Here is a 16422-nt window from a genome sequence, read left to right on the forward strand (position 1 = left end):
ATTTTAAATACGTTTAATGATATTTAACGTAGAAAATAACGATTTTTTACTTTTGATACTGAAAGCGTTATGATAATTGTAGTTTCATTGATAAATAACACATTTTTTTGATTCAGTTAGGCGTATCCTCATCTCTTCATTTCGTTTATTTTTCACCCTGTTATTTTGGTAGGGTTTTAATGAGTACAAGAAATATTAATAGATTGCGCCCTTTTAGCGCATTAATAGACTCCTGTTGGAAAGAGAAATATACCGCAGCACGTTTCATGAAGGACTTAATTGCGGGTATTACCGTTGGGATTATTGCAATTCCATTGGCGATGGCGCTCGCAATAGCCAGTGGCGTTCCCCCGCAATATGGACTTTACACCGCTGCAATTGCTGGGATTGTAATTGCCATTTCTGGTGGTTCCCGTTATAGCGTATCCGGTCCTACAGCGGCGTTTGTGGTGATCTTATACCCAGTATCTCAGCAATATGGGCTCAGTGGCTTATTAGTCGCAACATTAATGTCAGGCATTATCTTGCTGGCAATGGGTTTTGCTCGGTTTGGTAAGTTCATCGAATATATTCCCGTGTCCGTAACGCTGGGATTTACGTCTGGGATTGCTATTACGATTGCCACTATGCAAATCAAGGATTTCTTTGGTCTGCAAATGGAGCATGTTCCTGAAAACTATGTTGATAAGGTTATTGCTCTAAGCAAAGCTTTTCCAACCTTCCAATATAGCGATATGTTGATTGGGCTTGCCACATTACTTGTCTTAATCTTCTGGCCTAAACTTAAGGTTCGCCTGCCTGGGCATCTACCCGCAATTATTGTTGGGACCTTAATTATGTGGATATTAACGCTGTTTGATATTCATGTGGAAACGATCGGTTCTAAATTTAGCTATTTGCTTCCTGACGGCACAGAAGGAAGTGGTATTCCGCCAATTTTACCGCAATTTATATTGCCATGGGAGTTACCAGGCAGTGCCCCCATTAGCTGGGCGATGATCACAGCACTTATGCCTGCCGCACTATCGATGGCAGTGCTAGGTGCGATTGAGTCCCTACTGTGTGCCGTAGTGCTCGATAATATGACGGGGAAAAAGCACCACTCCAATAGTGAATTGATAGGTCAAGGGCTAGGAAATATTGCCGCCCCATTCTTTGGGGGGATCACGGCAACGGCTGCAATTGCTCGTTCTGCTGCAAACGTTCGAGCCGGTGCAACCTCTCCTATCTCAGCTATCATACACTCGATTTTAGTGCTACTGACACTGCTTATTTTAGCGCCTTTATTGTCGTATTTACCGCTTGCCGCCATGTCTTCACTGCTCTTGATCGTGGCTTGGAACATGAGTGCAGCGGGTAAAGTCTTTAGCTTGATCCGCCGCGCACCTAAAGATGACATTATTGTATTGCTGTTATGTATGTCTTTAACTGTTCTATTCGATATGGTGATCGCCATTACCGTCGGTATCGTTATTGCTTCGTTGCTGTTTATGCGACGTATTGCCAATATGACACGAGTCACACAGTTGCCGGAGACTCAAGAAGATAAGAGCGTGTTAGTTGTCCGAGTGAATGGTCCACTGTTCTTTGCTGCCGCAGAACGTATTTTTGATGAACTGCGAGTAAAAAGTCATGGCTATGAAATTATTGTTATGCAGTGGGATGCGGTACCTGTCTTTGATGCGGGTGGCTTAGAAGCCTTCCAGAAATTTATTGATATCGTACGTAAAGATACTCACATTATTGTGTGTGATATCCCATTCCAACCGCTGAAAACATTAGCTCGTGCGAATGTTCGTCCTATTGATGGCGCGCTCAGTTTCCAAAACTCACTGGATAGTGCTTTAGACGAAGTTCAGCACATTCAAGAGGCTAAAAGGTCCCTTACGTCTTAAAAAGGCGAAGACTTAAATTATAACTGAAGCTAACAATAAAAATGCCGCACTTGCTAAACAAGCGCGGCATTTTCTATTCTTTCTGTCCCTAAAACTAGTAGCAATACATTTCGTTATTCTCTTTTTTACCTAGCTCACATGCCATTGCGCGGAGTTTCGTGGCTTTTTGCTCGTCATCTCTGACAGTACCATTGTTGCCATCATTAAATTGAAATGATGCCATTCCTTCAGCAAAACCTGAGAAAGTTAACGCATCCGCTTTTGCAAACCACTCTAACGCCTTTTTTTCATTCTGTGGTACGCCATGACCATCATAATAAATGATGCCTAACCATAATGGCGCGTTGAAGTAATCTTTGTCATTTAACGCACTGACTTCCTCAAGTAGTGCAATGGCGCGCGGATAATCAACAGCGCCAGACTCCGGCGTAATTAAAGCTTCAGCTAAACTAATTTTTCCTCGAATACTTCCACCATCAACGGCTTTACTTGCATATTCGCGGGCTTTGACAAATTCTTCAGTGAACGTTCTATCACCACTCATTAACGTAATATCCGCCAATAATGAATATGCATCCGCATTACCTGATTGTGCTGATTTTTCTGCCCATAACTTAGCGTTATTTTGGTTTTGTAATACACCAACCCCCGATAAATACATGCCTGCTAATTCATATTGCGCTTTAGCATCATTATTTTGAGCCGCAATTTTAGTGTGTTCGAATACTTTCTTATTTTCAGGTGTAATATCGTATTGCGCTGAAACTTGTAGAGAAAATACCAAGCCTACTGCCCCTAAACAAAGTTGACGACTAACGTGTTTAACACTTGAGATTATCGGATACATAGGCACCTTTTTATTTTTTTAAATTTATTATGAATCAGTATTTCAAAAAATTCAGTTAAAAATCTCTGCATTACAGTGCTGACCCTTGTCCCCCATTTACGAGCAAATATTGGTATAAACTGTTCATACCTACCCAACGGTTTTCACACCATTGCGGTGCTAACAATGTTGGCTTTCTCGCACTAGCACTGATGCGATGATATAAAATATCGGTCGGAGTATGGCGGATCATCTCACCGGCGGTGGCTGTATATTCTTCTAAAGATAGCGTTTCTAAGCGTCCTGCATGCCAACTTTTTGCCATAATGCTGCCCTCAACAATGTGCAATGGATGCAGCTTTATACCATCCGTGCCACATACCAAAACCGCATCTAATGTCTGCATATTCATGGTTGCATTTTCGCTTGGCAGACCGCAAATCAAGTGTGTACATACCTTGAGTCCAAGTGCGCGAGCTTTTTGCGCTGTTGCTTGATAAGCCGCAAAGTCATGCCCACGATTTATACGGTGTAACGTCTTATCATGAGCAGTTTGTAACCCAAGCTCTAACCAAATTTCATAACCTTGTTGACGGTACCCAGCCAGTAAAGAGAGCACAGCATCAGGTACGCAATCAGGGCGAGTACCTACACATAACCCAACCATATCAGCTTGTTGTAGCGCTTCTTCATACAATAGTTTTAATCTATGCACTTCGTCATAGGTGCTGGTATAAGCTTGGAAATACGCTAAATAGCGATTTGCGCGGGATATTCGAGAAATTTGCTGTTGGATTTGCAAACTGATGGATTGCTCAGATTGGTTTTCATCACTGAAGGATGACACATTACAAAATGTACAGCCACCCCGCCCCAACGTGCCATCACGGTTTGGGCAGCTAAAGCCACCGTGCAAGGTGACTTTGTGAATTTTTTCACCATATCGGCGCTGAAGATCAGCGCCGAACATGGAAACAACATCGTTTAATTGCATTTGGAACCGAGATTAACTGTTAGTATCCAGTGCAGGGAAGCTTTTTACCACTTCGTCGATCGCTTTAACTTGTTGTAAGAATGGCTCTAATTTATGCAATGGTAGCGCAGAAGGACCGTCGCAACGTGCATTTTCTGGATCTGGATGCGCTTCGAGGAATAGACCAGCTAAACCTACTGCCATGCCAGCTCTTGCCAATTCCGCCACTTGACCACGACGACCACCAGAAGCCGCACCAAATGGGTCTCGACATTGCAGTGAATGTGTCACGTCAAAGATGACTGGGCACCCTTTAGACGCTTGCATCATGACATTAAAGCCAAGCATATCAACCACGAGATTGTCATAACCAAAGTTTGCACCGCGGTCACACAGAATAATTTTATCGTTGCCACCTTCAATGAATTTCTCAACGATGTTACCGATTTGTCCTGGGCTGATGAACTGCGGTTTTTTGATGTTAATCACTGCATCCGTTTTTGCCATCGCAGCGACTAAATCCGTTTGGCGAGCAAGGAAAGCGGGTAATTGGATAACATCAACCACTTCAGAAACAGGTTGTGCTTGATCAGGCTCATGCACATCTGTAATGATTTTTACACCGAAAGTCTGTTTGATTTCTTGGAAGATTTTCATCCCTTCTTCCAGACCCGGACCACGATAAGAGTGAATAGATGATCGGTTAGCTTTATCAAAAGAGGCTTTAAACACATACGGAATGCCTAATTTTTGTGTCACAGTGACATAATGCTCACACACTTTCATCGCCATATCGCGAGATTCAAGTACGTTCATGCCACCAAACAGAACAAATGGCAGATCGTTTGCGACCTTAATATCACCGATACTGACTACTTTCTGTTGCATACTCTTACCCTTCATAGGAAGACAGTAAACTGTCTATACGTTAATCAATGCAGTACGACTGGAAGATTATCCAGCGAATAAATTTGGATCTTAATCATTTCGGACACTGGGTCTTCTGGGCAATGCTCAACAAAATAGTTAAGGTCGCTCAGTGCCACATGATTACAGTCTAAATGCGCGAGGATAAGTCCTCGGTCACGAATTTCATAGGGATCTTCAGGATCTAGGATTAGCAACGTCTCACAGACTTTTAATGCCATCTCCATTTTCTTCTCTTCCATCAGCGCCGCTTTCAATGTATCAAAAGTTTTGCGTACGATGACGCTATGTTCAGCGACATCTAGCTCATCAAAGATAAACTCAGAGTATGGATCGACCGTCCCTTTCAACCACATTGTTAATGTATGCTGAGATAGGGTTTCACCATTGACAGGGTTAATAAACCATTGAGAACCATCGCGCTTTGTCGAAACAAATAGCAACTGAGTCGGGAAAATCGCGGCGTCAACATCCAAGTCGAGTTGCTCAGCAATAAATAAAAAAATGGAACCAAGAGAGACAGGCGTACCTTGTTTGGAGGATATGACTTTATCCAGCCACAACATATCCGACAGGGCATAGATGCCTTCCGCAGCACCATATTTCCACTGAGAATAAAACAGAGTAATCAGCTGCTCTATTTTTGACTGATTATCCGCAGTCAAATCTATTGCATCTCGCGCTTTAGCGACAAGTTCATCTAATTGCGCTTGTACCTGCATAAAAGGAAAATCGGCACGAATGATTTGAGAAACCATCATAATGCCTTCGCTTAACGGTAACTGATTAAACTCAATATTTGCTATTGTTTTCATTACAATTCCACTACAATTGCCCACTTAACCATTCCATTGACCAAGAGAAACTCGCTCTTTACCACCATAATCGAGACAAGTCTCGACATTGGTGTACCCATTTTCATTAAATAGCTCTCGGACTGTTGAGCCTTGCTGCCAACCATGTTCAAGCAGCAGCCACCCTTGTTGTTTTAAGTATTGTTTTGATGTGGCAATAATGTGTTCTAAATCTGAAAAACCGTGGTTATCAGCAATCAACGCGGTTGATGGCTCAAAACGCACATCACCTTGGCTCAAGTGAATATCACCCTCATCAATATAAGGAGGGTTACTCACAATCATATCAAATAGTTCATTTGGTAGTGAAGCAAACCAATCACTTTGCGAAAATTGAATGTTTGGAAGCGCTAAACGCTGTTGATTTCGTTGTGCTAACGCCACAGCCTCAGGGTTAAAGTCTACGCCGACCACACAACTATTCGGCAACTCTGACGCTAAAGCTAATCCAATCGCGCCAGTGCCAGTGCCAAGATCTAAAATTCGGCACTCCGCGTTAGGTAATCGCACTAACGCTTGCTCAACAAGGCATTCGGTATCAGGGCGAGGGATCAGTGTCGCTGGCGACACATACAATGGTAAAGACCAAAACTCACGTTCGCCGACAATGTATGCTATTGGCTCGCCCTGCTCACGACGCATTAATAAAGCGTCAAGCTGGGTCTGTTCGTCTGACGTGAGTTCCGTCTCATCAAAGGCTAGAATATAAGTACGGCTACGCCCCGTCGTGTATTGCAACAGGATCTGCGCATCACGTTTAGCGCTATCACTGGCAGACAGCCTTACGACTGCCTGCTGTAACCATTCGCTATAACGCATTAGTCCTGCTCAGATAATGCAGAAAGCTGATCAGCTTGGTATTCGTTGATGATAGGCTGGATTAATGTATCCAGTTTCCCTTCCATCACTTCATCCAAACGGTACAGTGTCAGGTTGATACGGTGATCTGTCACACGACCTTGTGGGAAATTGTATGTCCGAATACGGTCAGAACGGTCACCCGAACCTAACAAGTTACGGCGCTCAGATGCTTCCGCAGCATGACGTTTATCCATTTCTGCTTGGCGTATACGTGCACCTAACACCGACATCGCTTTCGCTTTGTTCTTGTGTTGTGAGCGCTCATCCTGACACTCAACCACAATACCGGTTGGTAAGTGGGTAATACGAATTGCTGAGTCAGTGGTGTTAACGTGCTGACCACCCGCCCCAGAAGAACGGAAAGTATCAATACGCAGATCCGCTGGGCTGATTTCTGGCAATTCAGCTTCTGGCAACTCAGGCAGAATAGCAATAGTACATGCGGACGTATGAATACGACCTTGCGACTCAGTCTCAGGAACACGTTGTACTCGGTGACCACCTGATTCAAATTTCAGACGACCATAAACACTGTCACCCGAGATTTTCGCGATCACCTCTTTATACCCACCGTGCTCACCATCGCTGGTGCTCATCAGCTCAACACGCCAGCGATGACTTTCTGCATAGCGGCTGTACATACGGAATAGATCACCCGCAAAAATCGCTGCTTCATCGCCACCCGCACCAGCGCGGATTTCCACAAAACAGTTATATTCATCATCAGGATCTTTTGGAAGTAACAGCAATTGTAATTGCTGTTCCAGCTCTTCATTGCGCTCTTTTGCTTCTTTAAGCTCTTCTTGAGCCATCTCTTTCATTTCAGGATCGTCTAACAGCATTTGGGCTGTTTCGATATCATCCTGAACGGTGCGCCACGCAGTAAAACACTTCGCGACATCCGTTAACTGAGCATATTCTTTTGATAAAGCACGAAAACGGTCTTGATCAGCAATCACACCCGCATCAGCAAGGTGCGCTTCAATTTCTTCGTAGCGTTCTTGTAATGCTTCTAGTTTTGCGACAATAGAAGGCTTCATTCGTTATATCAGACCTATGATTAAAAAGTGGTTATTGATGGTCCAGCCCTAAGCTGTCCCTAAGTAGATTTAGACGCTCAACATCCCCATTTCCTGCAGCTTGCTGCAAAGATTTAGTCGGAGCGTGGATCAGGCGGTTGGTTAACTGTTGTGATAATTGCATGATTACTTGCTCAGGGTTGGCACCTTGGGCAATGGCTGCAAGTGCTTTCTCGGTCATACTTGCCCGAATTGCTTCCGCCTGTTCTCTATATTCGCGAATTGTAGAGACTCCGGCTTGTGAGCGCAACCAATCCATAAAATGACCGCTTTCTTGTTCAACGATAAATTCCGCTTCAACCGCCGCGGCCTTACGCTGAGCCAAGTTTTGGGCAATGATGCATTCAAGATCATCAACAGTATAGAGATAAACATCTCTGAGTTTTTCTACATCCTGCTCGATATCACGAGGTACAGCGATATCAATCAATAACATAGGTTTACTGCGACGTGCTTTCATCGCACGTTCGACCATTCCTTTACCAATAATTGGCAATGGGCTGGCTGTCGAGCTGATCACGATATCTGCTTCAGCTAAACGGTTGTCGATGTCCGCTAATGAAATAACTTGTGCGTTAACTTCCTTGGCGAGCAGTTGTGCACGTTCAAGGGTTCGGTTAGCTATCATCATTTTCTGCACGCCATGCTCACGTAAATGACGCGCGACTAATTCAATAGTTTCACCTGCACCGACTAACAAAATATTCAAATGTTTGAGTGATTCAAAAATCTGTCTCGCAAGTGTACAAGCAGCAAATGCGACAGAAACGGCATTCGCACCAATATCGGTTTCTGTTCGTACACGTTTTGCCACGGAAAAAGATTTTTGGAATAAGCGCTCTAATTCGCTAGACAGTGAATGGTTATCTTGCGAAAGCGCAAAGGCCTTTTTCACTTGACCGAGAATTTGAGGCTCACCGAGAACCAGTGAATCTAACCCACTCGCCACGCGCATAAGGTGACTTACTGCGCGTGCATCTTGATGCCAGTAGAGACTGGGTTGTAGGTCTTTAGCGGTGATCCCATGAAAATCACATAACCATTTTGTTAACTGTTCTTGCGCTTTTTCTTGAGATTCAAGGCTTAGATACAGTTCAGTTCGGTTACAGGTAGACAGCACAACACCGCCACGCACTTGAGGCTGTTTTAAAAGTTCCTCAAGTGCGTGGTCGATTTTTTCAGGACCAAAAGCGACTTGCTCACGCAAAGCTACCGGTGCTGTTTTATGATTAATGCCTAAGGCTAATAAGGTCATTGTGCTTACGACTTACTCACATTGCTCACATTGCTAATTTATTTATCAGCCTGATACTAGTAACCTAGCTCATAGCTGAGATTTATATGCGTATATTGTAGATGATTAACGCTTCTGTTTCTACGGGTACTCAATGGCTAACAGCCAGAAAGATGATTAACCCCAAAATATGAAGTAATTATCTGACTAGCTGCCTTAAATATCAATAAGATGCTTTAAGAATGCATTTATTACGCACAGAAAGCAAATCCATACTTTTCATCATATTATCATTGATAAGCCAATAAGATTGGCGCAATATCCCTGAAAAATATCTCATTTTAACGTTAGCATCCCATTAAAGCACTCTGGTGTTTTCGATAGCTTTAATAGGCAATGATGTCTAAAATAAATTTAATTCTCTATTGAGAAAACCAGAAAATGGTTAAAATAACGACCCTGTTTGTGGTTTCATCTGCAATGTCATTACTATTCACTCTATGTTGAGAATCGATATGCAATTTTTTTCTGCTCTGTCGTTTATTCGCCCAGCCAAAGGCTTTTTGCGATTAATTCCCCTCTCAGCCTTATTTCTTACCGCCTGCGTGACAACGTCACAAAACACCACAAAAGAAACCTCTTCATCTTCTGATGAACAGTGGCAAAAACATCAGGCTCAAGTTTCGGAATTGCGAGATTACCAAACTCGAGGCTCCTTTGTGTATATCGGCGGACAAGGAACTGGCACGGAAACCAAAACCTACGCGAAATTTTTCTGGCAACAATACACGCCTGAAAAATACCGTTTATTGCTCACCAATCCATTAGGAACTCGCGAACTGGAACTCAGTGTAGAGCCTGATTTAACCAAATTAACGACTAAAGATGGGCAAACTCACATGAGTGATGTGCCGAGTGAGTTAATTTATCAGTTAACAGGCATGGATATCCCTATTGATGAACTCACCGCGTGGTTAGTCGGCTCACCCGGTCGAGCGTCAGAATACACCCTTGATAGTAACCACCTGTTGAAATCAGTCACTTTTAAAGTCAATGGTGAAACATGGAATTTGGATTATCTCTCTTACGATACCAAAACCACACCCATGTTACCGAATCAGATGGAATTGCATCAAAAAGATAAAATCATTAAGTTAAAAATGGATAGTTGGACACTGAAAAAATGACATTAACGTGGCCATCACCGGCAAAATTGAATCTATTCTTATACATTACAGGGCAGCGTGCTAATGGCTACCATGAGCTACAAACCTTGTTTCAGTTTTTAGATTATGGTGATGAAATTACCTTCACTGCACGTTCCGATGATCACATTAATTTACTCACTCCAATGGTGGGCGTGGATGTCGAAAAAAACTTAATTACTCGCGCTGCCAAAAGTTTACAGACCTATTGTCGTGAGTCACTAAACCATCAGGGTCCTTTGGGTGCCGATATTTGTATTAACAAAGTGTTGCCTATGGGTGGCGGTATCGGTGGTGGTTCATCCAACGCGGCTACTACGCTCATTGCGTTAAATGAACATTGGCAAACCCACGTTTCTGATGATGTTTTAGCAGAATTAGGTCAACATCTGGGTGCAGATGTACCTGTTTTTGTTCGTGGTCATGCTGCCTTTGCAGAAGGGATTGGCGAAATTTTAACACCGGCAGAACCAAAAGAGCGTTGGTATTTAGTCGCTCACCCCGGAATTGAAATCTCAACCCCGATGATCTTCACAGATCCAGAATTAAATCGAAATTCTCCAAAACGCGCTTTAGCCGCATTATTACTGGCTCCGTATGCAAATGACTGCGAACCAATTGCAAGAAAACGTTTTCGTGAGGTTGAACAGCTCGTTTCTTGGCTGTTACAATATGCTCCGTCTCGCCTAACAGGAACAGGCGCTTGTGTCTTTTCTGAGTTCGAAACACAAGCGGATGCCCTGAAGGTGTTAAATAAAGCCCCATCGTGGGTGCACGGATTCGTCGCTCAAGGAGCGAATGTTTCTCCTGTGCACAAATTCCGCGCTGGGATAACCCGTGTATTGCACCAATAAGTAATGACCCATCCATCATTGCTGTTGGTCAACAATATCTCTCTGGACGCAAGCCTGAGGTTTTTCTCGTGCCCGATATGAAGCTTTTTGCTGGTAACGCTACACCGGAACTAGCACAACGTGTTGCTAACCGCCTTTACACTAATCTTGGAGACGCGGCTGTTGGTCGTTTTAGCGACGGCGAAGTCAGTGTTCAAATTAATGAAAATGTTCGCGGTGGTGATATTTTTATCATCCAGTCAACTTGTGCACCAACTAATGACAACCTGATGGAACTGGTTGTGATGGTTGATGCCCTGCGCCGTGCATCTGCTGGTCGTATTACCGCTGTTATTCCTTACTTCGGTTATGCAAGACAGGATCGTCGCGTACGTTCTGCCCGTGTACCAATCACCGCTAAAGTTGTTGCCGATTTTCTGTCTAGTGTAGGTGTTGACCGTGTTCTTACCGTTGACTTACACGCAGAGCAGATCCAGGGCTTCTTTGATGTTCCTGTAGATAACGTATTTGGTAGCCCAATCCTTCTGGAAGACATGTTGCAGAAAGACTTAGAAAACCCAATCGTTGTTTCTCCAGACATCGGCGGCGTCGTTCGCGCTAGAGCAATCGCGAAATTACTGAACGATACCGATATGGCTATCATTGATAAACGTCGCCCACGCGCAAACGTTTCTCAAGTCATGCATATCATTGGTGACGTTTCAGGTCGTGACTGTATTTTAGTTGACGATATGATTGATACTGGTGGCACACTGTGTAAAGCAGCTGAGGCGCTGAAAGAGCGTGGTGCTAAGCGTGTATTCGCTTATGCAACTCACCCAATCTTCTCCGGTAACGCTGTAGACAACATCAAAAACTCTGTGATTGATGAAGTCATTGTTTGTGACACAATTCCTCTTTCTCCTGAAATCAAGGCGCTGAACAAAGTTCGCACCCTGACCCTTTCAGGCATGCTGGCCGAAGCTATTCGCCGTATCAGCAATGAAGAGTCAATTTCTGCGATGTTCGAGCACTAATTCTAAAACGGGGTCTTAATGACCCCGTTTTAACATACTGGTTTCAGTCGTTTTTCATTAAATTATTGAGGCGAGAAATGTGCTTTATCGCACCACATTCATTGTGGTCACGATACAAAAATTTATAAGTAGCGCCCCTACTGTTGTCCATCAACCGTAGGGGCTTTATTTTTTGTATGTGATATTAAGATAATTTCTAAACAAAAAATAAGAGTGAAATTCTTAGCCAATAATTTCACTCTTATTTATATTCATCATGATATTCATCATGCTTCCGATCACCGAGCGCATTATTTTCCGCAATCAGCTCTCAACAGTTAATTTCACACTGTTGGGATTTGACGTTAACTTGTCATGGATAACGATGGTTATCATTACGGGAATGAAATTGGCGTTTTACTAAACAGTAACGATCTTCCACTTTTTCCCTACCACCCATTCTCGCACCCACTAACCAAACTAATGCACCAATAAAAATTCCAAACAACGAACCGTTAATGATGTCATCGGATAAGCCTAAGTCCACAATATGAGAAAACAGGTTTAAACCAATGCTCCCTCCCATGACGACCATGCCCAGTCCCATTAAACCATTTCCGATGAATGTAACCGTTTTCCGTTTCATATTTACCTCCAATATCAGTAAACTGATAAGCAAGCATTGAAGAAAAGTTCGATAAAACTTTATATTTATGTAAAGAGTATAGCTCTTTAAGTAAAATTATTTGCGATAAGCTTCACATGTATAGAAGAGTTTAAGGATATCTACTCAAAAAATGCTTTTTATCAAACTATAAACTTGCCTTATAGCTTTACCGAATAATTCAGAAGCTAATTATCACTACAAAAATCTTCTCTCTGACAATTTTGTACATCCACCCCGACACGAGGTAAACTAGTCACCAATTTCTATACATTGACAGTGAAAAAGTCCCCGTGAGTAAAATAAAATTAATTGTTGGATTAGCCAATCCGGGCGCTGAATATGCGCAAACCCGCCATAATGCTGGTGCGTGGTATGTTGATTTACTGGCACAACGCCATAACCAATCACTAAAAGAAGAGCCTAAGTTTTTTGGCTATACAGCGCGCATCAATATTGGCGGCAATGATATTCGTTTGCTAGTACCAACGACTTTTATGAATTTAAGTGGTAAATCCGTCGCCGCAGTGGCCAATTTCTATCGAATCAATCCTGATGAAATTTTAGTCGCTCATGATGAGCTCGACTTACCACCGGGCGTTGCAAAAATGAAACTGGGTGGTAGCAACGGCGGACATAACGGCTTAAAAGATATTCAAAGCAAATTTGCCAATAACCCGAACTTTTACCGCTTACGCATTGGTATTGGGCATCCAGGCGATAAAAACAAAGTTGTTGGTTTCGTGTTAGGCAAACCACCGCTGTCTGAACAGAAGCTTATTGATGATGCGATTGATGAATCTGTGCGCTGTACGGACATCCTGTTATCAGATGGAATGGATAAAGCTATCAATCGCTTACATGGTTTTAAAGCCACTGCCTAAGAGTTGATTTCATCAAACACAAGTTTTTGTGTATAATCAGCGCCAATTGTCTAAACATTAGGGGCAGCACACGCCTGCCCCTCGCTATTAAGGTGAGAAACATATGGGTTTTAAATGCGGTATCGTTGGTCTGCCTAACGTGGGTAAATCCACTCTGTTTAATGCATTGACCAAAGCCGGCATCGAAGCAGCCAACTTCCCTTTCTGTACGATTGAACCAAACACGGGTGTTGTGCCAATGCCAGACCCACGTCTTGATCAATTAGCTGAGATCGTGAAGCCTCAGCGCATTCTACCAACCACGATGGAATTCGTTGACATCGCTGGCTTAGTAAAAGGCGCATCAAAAGGTGAAGGTCTTGGTAACCAATTCCTGACTAACATCCGTGAAACCGAAGCGATTGGTCACGTTGTTCGCTGTTTCGAAAATGACAATATCATCCACGTTGCGGGTCAAGTTGACCCTGCGGCGGATATCGAAGTTATCAATACTGAATTAGCACTATCTGACTTAGACACTTGTGAGCGTGCTATTCACCGCGTACAAAAGCGCGCAAAAGGCGGCGATAAAGACGCAAAAGCGGAATTAGAAGCACTGGAAAAATGCCTGCCACACTTAGAACAAGCGGGTATGCTGCGTTCACTGGATTTAACGGCTGAAGACAAAGCCGCTATCCGTTATTTAAGCTTCTTAACGCTGAAGCCAACCATGTACATTGCCAACGTCAATGAAGATGGTTTTGAAAATAACCCTTACTTAGATAAAGTTTACGAAATCGCGAAAGCTGAAGGTTCTGTTGTTGTTCCTGTTTGTGCCGCTATCGAATCCGATATCGCCGAGCTGGACGATGAAGAGCTTGATGAATTCATGGCAGATTTAGGCATTGAAGAGCCAGGCTTGAACCGTGTGATCCGTGCGGGTTATGAGTTATTAAACCTGCAAACTTACTTCACCGCTGGGGTGAAAGAAGTGCGTGCATGGACTATCCCTGTTGGCGCAACAGCTCCACAAGCGGCAGGTAAAATCCACACTGACTTCGAAAAAGGCTTTATCCGCGCACAAACTATCGCATTTGAAGATTTCATCAAATACCGTGGTGAGCAAGGTGCAAAAGAAGCGGGTAAAATGCGTGCGGAAGGCAAAGATTACATCGTCAAAGATGGTGATGTGTTGAATTTCTTGTTTAATGTGTAAACTTACACTTTAATTTCACACCGTTTCATCTCTTAATAAAACAGCATAAAATTCATGAGATTAACTTGGTTTTATGCTGTTTATCGTCTCTCAGACGATTCATGAAAACCTACAACTGAATGAGTATATAACTGAGTACCGCTTATTTATCTTCGTTGAAATCCACCATCATCGTCTTCATAGATAGCGCCAAGACGGAATTGAGCACCTACATTCTCCTGCTTACCTGATTTATGAAACCACTCAATGATCAGTCGTCCGCTGTTTTAAAATCTTTGGGAGCACCATTACCAAAGTTATAATCGGACCCGATTATAATTTGAGCACCCGCGTCACCACGACTTGCCGTTGCGAAGTTTTAATTTTTAATCCATGCAATATCAGAGTAATTCATATAGCACAAGTAGCTGATTTGAATTGTAAATACAATATACTTACTTGTAGTAATTAAACAATAATAGACGCCAGTAATAAAAAGTTGGATATTTTATACATCAATATCCAACTCATTTTAAGAAAATAGAAAGTAAGGTATTACACTCTACCTATATCTTTTAAACGATTTCCTTCCATTAATTTTCTTTCTATTTGTTCAAGCGCCACATTTTTAGTCTCAGGTACATAATATAATGTAATGACAATAAATATAATATTAAGTATTGAATAAATCCAAAATGTATTTGTATCTCCTAACAATGATAGCAATGTTAAGAATGTCGCACTCACTAACATATTAGCCACCCAGTTCGCAGTCGTTGAACATGTTATTCCAAAATCTCTGCCTTTTAATGGCTGAATTTCAGAGCAAAGAACCCATATGATAGGACCCGCGCTAACCGCAAAACCGATGATAAATAATAATAATAACGATACACTAATATATTGTAAAAATAGAGTATGTGTTTGATAAGACAGTATATGAGCAAGTAATGCTATACTGATAGCCATAACAGAAAACCCAGCTAATAATAGTTTTTTCCTACCAAAACGGTCAACTATTGCTATAGCAAATAATGTCGCAATTACATTAACAATACCGACTAAAACGGTTCCATACATTTGCTGAGAAGTAGAAGCAAATCCAGCTAAAGAAAATATTTTAGGCGCATAATACATAATTACATTTATGCCGGTAAGTTGTTGCATAAATTGCAATGAAATACCTAAAAATACACTTCTTCGAAAATTTCTATTATCTCTAAATAAATTAAATCCCGATTGTTTCACTTTTAAGCTATTGAGAATATCACCAAGTTCTTGTTCTACTTCCTCTTTGGACTCACGCAATTTGAATAATATTTTTTTAGCTTCTTCAACTTTATTTTTGCTTGCTAACCAACGTGGACTTTCAGGTAAAAATGTAACACCAAAAAATAATAATACAGCTGGAATAGCCGTAATCCCTAACATCCAACGCCAAGCATGATCATAACTAAAACCCGTATCTGATATAAAAGCTAATAATATACCGATAGTAATCATTAGTTGGTACATAGAAATCATGCCACCCCTGATTTTCTTAGGGGCAATCTCAGATAAATAGGCAGGAGTTGTAAATGAAGATATACCAATCGCGAGGCCTAATATAACTCTAGAAAATATAAGAAAATAAGCATTTGGTGATAGTGAAGAACCTAAAGCTCCAATTATAAATAATACAGAGCTAATAATTAGACTTTTTCTTCTTCCATTACGAGATGAAAGCCATCCACTCATCAATGCACCCAATGCAGCACCTAACATCATAGAGCTAACAATAAATTCTTGTAATGTTGACGAGATTTCAAAATCTCGGCTAATAAATGGAAGCGCTCCTGAAATTACTCCGGTATCTAACCCAAAGAATAGTCCTGCAAGCGCAGCTAATAATCCAACAAAAAACACCATGACATTTATCGAATGTTTTGTTTTCATTATAAAATCATCCTGTTATTAATATATTTCATCGTTGATTTCACTAATTAAATCAATAATTC

The 16422-nt window shown here is 42.0% G+C and carries 15 protein-coding genes; 6 read left to right on the forward strand and 9 right to left on the reverse strand.

Annotated elements, in window-relative coordinates:
- Nucleotides 1-179: 179 nt before the first annotated feature.
- Nucleotides 180-1895, forward strand: a complete 1716-nt coding sequence (gene dauA / locus PSF16_RS03850; RefSeq protein WP_272688796.1) for a C4-dicarboxylic acid transporter DauA — start codon at nucleotides 180-182, stop codon at nucleotides 1893-1895.
- Nucleotides 1896-1989: 94 nt separating this feature from the next.
- Here the strand turns inward: dauA and PSF16_RS03855 are convergent, their stop codons facing one another.
- From PSF16_RS03855 to hemA, 7 genes are all read right to left on the reverse strand, one after another.
- Nucleotides 1990-2742 carry a tetratricopeptide repeat protein gene (locus PSF16_RS03855; RefSeq protein WP_006659984.1) on the reverse strand — a complete coding sequence of 251 codons (753 nt, stop codon included), beginning with the start codon at nucleotides 2740-2742 and terminating at the stop codon, nucleotides 1990-1992.
- A gap of 70 nt (nucleotides 2743-2812) precedes the next feature.
- Nucleotides 2813-3715: a TIGR01212 family radical SAM protein gene (locus PSF16_RS03860; protein ID WP_006661860.1), complete on the reverse strand. Its 903-nt coding sequence runs from the start codon at nucleotides 3713-3715 to the stop codon at nucleotides 2813-2815.
- Nucleotides 3716-3727: 12 nt separating this feature from the next.
- The gene (gene kdsA / locus PSF16_RS03865) at nucleotides 3728-4582 is read right to left on the reverse strand and encodes a 3-deoxy-8-phosphooctulonate synthase (RefSeq protein WP_006661861.1); all 855 of its coding nucleotides are present in this window, start codon (nucleotides 4580-4582) and stop codon (nucleotides 3728-3730) included.
- 44 nt (nucleotides 4583-4626) lie between these two features.
- On the reverse strand, nucleotides 4627-5436 hold the full coding sequence (locus PSF16_RS03870; protein WP_272688797.1) for a transglutaminase family protein: 810 nt from the start codon (nucleotides 5434-5436) through the stop codon (nucleotides 4627-4629).
- Between the two features lie 24 nt (nucleotides 5437-5460).
- Nucleotides 5461-6294, reverse strand: a complete 834-nt coding sequence (gene prmC / locus PSF16_RS03875; protein ID WP_112860709.1) for a peptide chain release factor N(5)-glutamine methyltransferase — start codon at nucleotides 6292-6294, stop codon at nucleotides 5461-5463.
- Nucleotides 6294-7376, reverse strand: a complete 1083-nt coding sequence (gene prfA, locus PSF16_RS03880) for a peptide chain release factor 1 (protein WP_272688798.1) — start codon at nucleotides 7374-7376, stop codon at nucleotides 6294-6296. Before prfA ends, prmC begins: the two co-directional genes overlap by 1 nt.
- A gap of 31 nt (nucleotides 7377-7407) precedes the next feature.
- The gene (gene hemA / locus PSF16_RS03885; RefSeq protein WP_272688799.1) at nucleotides 7408-8670 is read right to left on the reverse strand and encodes a glutamyl-tRNA reductase; all 1263 of its coding nucleotides are present in this window, start codon (nucleotides 8668-8670) and stop codon (nucleotides 7408-7410) included.
- A gap of 494 nt (nucleotides 8671-9164) precedes the next feature.
- On the opposite strand from hemA, the gene lolB reads away from it, so the two are divergent.
- From lolB to prs, 3 genes are all read left to right on the forward strand, one after another.
- Nucleotides 9165-9836, forward strand: a complete 672-nt coding sequence (lolB, locus tag PSF16_RS03890; RefSeq protein ID WP_272688800.1) for a lipoprotein insertase outer membrane protein LolB — start codon at nucleotides 9165-9167, stop codon at nucleotides 9834-9836.
- Nucleotides 9833-10708: a 4-(cytidine 5'-diphospho)-2-C-methyl-D-erythritol kinase gene (gene ispE, locus PSF16_RS03895; RefSeq protein ID WP_272688801.1), complete on the forward strand. Its 876-nt coding sequence runs from the start codon at nucleotides 9833-9835 to the stop codon at nucleotides 10706-10708. The genes lolB and ispE overlap by 4 nt, the downstream gene beginning before the upstream one ends.
- Before the next feature lie 68 nt (nucleotides 10709-10776).
- Nucleotides 10777-11724, forward strand: coding sequence for a ribose-phosphate diphosphokinase (gene prs / locus PSF16_RS03900; RefSeq protein WP_006661866.1), 948 nt, complete (start codon nucleotides 10777-10779; stop codon nucleotides 11722-11724).
- Nucleotides 11725-12076: 352 nt separating this feature from the next.
- On the opposite strand, the gene PSF16_RS03905 is transcribed toward prs, so the two are convergent.
- Nucleotides 12077-12349: a DUF2583 family protein gene (locus tag PSF16_RS03905; RefSeq protein ID WP_006659994.1), complete on the reverse strand. Its 273-nt coding sequence runs from the start codon at nucleotides 12347-12349 to the stop codon at nucleotides 12077-12079.
- A gap of 311 nt (nucleotides 12350-12660) precedes the next feature.
- Here PSF16_RS03905 and pth point away from each other — a divergent pair, with 311 nt between their 5' ends.
- Nucleotides 12661-13251, forward strand: coding sequence for an aminoacyl-tRNA hydrolase (gene pth, locus PSF16_RS03910; RefSeq protein ID WP_006659995.1), 591 nt, complete (start codon nucleotides 12661-12663; stop codon nucleotides 13249-13251).
- A gap of 103 nt (nucleotides 13252-13354) precedes the next feature.
- Complete coding sequence (ychF, locus tag PSF16_RS03915; RefSeq protein WP_272688802.1) at nucleotides 13355-14446, forward strand: redox-regulated ATPase YchF; 1092 nt, start codon at nucleotides 13355-13357, stop codon at nucleotides 14444-14446.
- A gap of 534 nt (nucleotides 14447-14980) precedes the next feature.
- Here ychF and PSF16_RS03920 read toward each other — a convergent pair.
- The gene (locus PSF16_RS03920) at nucleotides 14981-16360 is read right to left on the reverse strand and encodes a sugar porter family MFS transporter (protein WP_006661892.1); all 1380 of its coding nucleotides are present in this window, start codon (nucleotides 16358-16360) and stop codon (nucleotides 14981-14983) included.
- Nucleotides 16361-16422: the final 62 nt, after the last annotated feature.

Origin of the sequence: Providencia sp. PROV033 (assembly GCF_028484855.1) — a bacterium.
GTDB classification, from domain to species: domain Bacteria; phylum Pseudomonadota; class Gammaproteobacteria; order Enterobacterales; family Enterobacteriaceae; genus Providencia; species Providencia alcalifaciens.